Raw genomic sequence first — 1568 nt, 5'->3', positions numbered from 1 at the left:
GCGGATCGCCTTAAAATTTGCTGCGGATAGCCGCCAGGCGGGGCAGCCGCCACTCTCTACATTGTTCCTATCGATTGGTAGATCAATAGGCGATACTAGACCAGCATGCAGAATCGGCGGCAGAGCGCTCGTCCGTCGCCGCAGGGGAGAGACAGACTTGGGCAGACGACGGCAGGGCGAAAGCGAAGACGGTCGAGGCGAGGCAACCGAGCAGGTCGCCAGCGAAAGCCGGACGGATCGCCTCAGGATTCGCGCCGCCTGGATGTATTTCGTCGAACAGATGACGCAGAACGAGATCGCCGACGTGCTCGGCGTCGGTCGCGTCACCATCGTGCGCATGCTGGCGGATGCCCGGGCGCGCAACGAAGTGAAGATCACCATCGAGAGCGAATTGTCGGAAATCGTGCGGCTTGAGCGCGCGCTGGAGAAGACGTTCGGGCTGCAGCAGGCGCTGGTGGCGCCGCTTTCGGCACCCGATGCCGATCCCATACCGGCGATCAGCGCCAAAACCGGCAGTTTCCTGTCGGACACGATGAAGTCCGGCATGCGGGTCGGCGTCGGCTGGGGGCAGACGCTGTTCTCGAGCCTGCCCTTCATCAGCGCCAAGTCGCTCACCGACTTCAAGGTGATTTCGCTGCTTGGCGGCGTCGGCGTCGTGCGCCGGGTCAACCCAGCCGAGTTCGCCTGGCGCTTCGCTCAGATATTTCAGGGCGACGGCTATCTAATGCCGACACCAGCCGTCGTCGACAGCGTCGAGACCAAGATCGCACTGATCGAGCGCTGCGGCCTGCAGGAGATTTTCGAAATGGCCGACGTGCTCGATGCCGTTCTGCTGAGCGTCGGCGGGATTGCCTCGGCCACCACCTTCTCTCGCGGCGGCTTTCTCAAGGAGGCGGATCGGGAGGCCCTGCTTGCGCGAGGCGCCGTGGGTGACCTCCTGTTCCATTTCTTCGACCGCAACGGCGATCTGGTCGACCATCCGGTCAACAGCCACGTGATGTCGGTGGATGTCGACCGTCTGCGCAAGGCGCCGATCCGTATCCTCACCTCCGGTGGCGAGGAGAAAACCGAAGCGCTGCTCGGCGCCATGACCCTCATCGCCCCAACCATCCTGATCACCGACGAGGAGAGCGCGCGGCGCATGCTGGAAGCGGTCAGCGGAAGCTGAAGCTGTCCATGATGTAGTCCGGCCAGGCCTGCTGTTCGTCGAAAACAGCGGCGAGATCCGGTGTGTCCGCCAGTATTCCGCTCAGCACCAGCGCCGTGGCGATACCGGCGCTGTTTCCTCCCGATATGTCATGCTCGACGCTGTCGCCGACGCAGACCACGGCGCCACGGTCCGGCTTGCCGGCCAGCGCCAGCGCGGCGTCGAAAATCGCCGTGTCGGGCTTGCCGATGCGGGTAACGCTGCCGCCCAGGCTTTCGTAGAGATCGGCAAGACGGCCGGCGCCGAAGCGAGGGCCAACGGCCGTCAGCATGATGATGTCGGGATTGGTGCAGAAACACGGCACCCGCCGCTCTGCAGCCGGCGCGAACAGCCTACGATAATGGTCGAGGTCAAAGCGGTC

Annotated in this window: 2 protein-coding genes; one reads left to right on the top strand and one right to left on the bottom strand. The window is 64.1% G+C overall.

What is annotated here, in order from left to right:
• Nucleotides 1-157: 157 nt before the first annotated feature.
• Nucleotides 158-1168, top strand: a complete 1011-nt coding sequence (locus tag EOD15_RS33995; protein ID WP_023811047.1) for a sugar-binding transcriptional regulator — start codon at nucleotides 158-160, stop codon at nucleotides 1166-1168.
• Here the strand turns inward: EOD15_RS33995 and EOD15_RS33990 are convergent.
• Nucleotides 1155-1568: TIGR01459 family HAD-type hydrolase (locus EOD15_RS33990; protein WP_127409285.1), on the bottom strand; the 414-nt coding region annotated here is incomplete at its 5' end. The two genes, EOD15_RS33995 and EOD15_RS33990, sit on opposite strands and share 14 nt — an antisense overlap.

It is taken from the genome of Mesorhizobium sp. M7A.T.Ca.US.000.02.2.1, from assembly GCF_003996995.1.
Classification (GTDB): Bacteria; Pseudomonadota; Alphaproteobacteria; order Rhizobiales; family Rhizobiaceae; genus Mesorhizobium.
This window is presented reverse-complemented; position numbering and strand designations above follow the sequence as displayed.